Annotated in this window: 1 protein-coding gene; it reads left to right on the plus strand. The window is 44.7% G+C overall.

Annotated features, from left to right (window positions below; genetic code table 11):
• Window positions 1-31: 31 nt before the first annotated feature.
• Window positions 32-1,378: retropepsin-like aspartic protease (locus NUW87_RS11315; RefSeq protein ID WP_269028621.1), on the plus strand; the 1,347-nt coding region annotated here is incomplete at its 3' end.

The following is a 1,378-nucleotide window of genomic DNA, read 5'->3' on the forward strand; positions in this document are numbered from 1 at the left end:
TGGCTCAGACCCCACTGGTTGGGTCACACAAATGGAACATTATTTCTCCCTCTACAACATTACAGATGACTTGGCCAAACTCCGGTATGGTGTTCTCCATCTCGATCAAGAACGCTGGCAATGGTGGCAATGGAGAAAAACTTCCCGTCAAGGATATATTGCTTGGACCCAATTTGTTGCAGAGCTTTATGAACGCTTTGACACTGACACCAACCATTTGGTCCGTTTGACCAAATTGAAGCAATCAGGCACAGTAGAAGACTTCATAGCTGCATTTGAGCGTCTGGCTTTTCGAACAGAGGGCATGACTGATGCCTTCTTTCGTGAGTGCTTTATCAGTGGCCTCAAGGAGGAGGTTAGGGCCCATGTCCTCATGGCTCGACCTACGACTTGGGTGGAGGCTACCAAAAAAGCCAAAGAAGCACAACAAATTGTTTCCTCTCAAAACCGTAAGCCTTCCTTTATCCCTCGCCCTAAACCAGTAAACCCCACTACTCCCTCCGCCCCATTAAAGATCCAAAAATTGACCAGGGCTGAAATGGTTGAACGCCAACTCAAAGGCCTCTGTTATAATTGTGATGAAAAATATTTTCCGGGCCACAAGTGTAAGGAACAAAATTTTTTTATGGCCATCTCCAAGGATATTTCAGAAGAGGATGTTGAAACTCCCCTTGTGTCTAAGTCACCTGAAACCACTGACATAACCCCTCCCTCAGACCCTCCCAAAGTAAAACCGGTCATTTCCCTCAATGATCTCACTGGCTTCTCTGCTCCCCAAATCCTCAAACTAATTGGCTACATCAAACATAGGAAGGTCATCATTCTTGTTGATAGTGGAAGCACCCATAATTTTATTCATCGTCGCATTTCCCAAGAAACTCATTGCTATATCCATGCATTCAATAATTTCCAAATCATGATTTCCAATGGTGGTTCCATGAAATGTGGAGGGCGCTGTGAAAATGTGTGTCTCCAAATCGGTGACTACCACCTCAAATCCCATATGTTTGCTATTGACATGGGCGGTTGTGACATTGTGTTGGGTGCAGACTGGCTAAGGACTTTGGGTCCCATTCTCATGGATTTTAAGGAATTAACCATTCAATTCGACCAGGAGGGACAAAAATATAAGTTCCAAGGCATCATCGTCGGTTCCCGGAAGGTCATCAATTCCCCTCTCATGGAAAAGCTGCTCAAAAAAGGCCATTATGGAATTATTTCCAAACTCCATGCCATACAAGCAACTAAGACACCCTCTGTGCTGCAAGACCTCCAATCCATCCTCTCTAAACATCAAGTGGTATTTTCCACTTCCCATGGAATCCATCCTTCCCATGGTGTTCATGATAATTCCATTCCCCTTGTCCCAAGAAGTTGT

The organism is Corynebacterium pilbarense, from assembly GCF_026930265.1.
GTDB lineage: Bacteria > Actinomycetota > Actinomycetes > Mycobacteriales > Mycobacteriaceae > Corynebacterium > Corynebacterium pilbarense.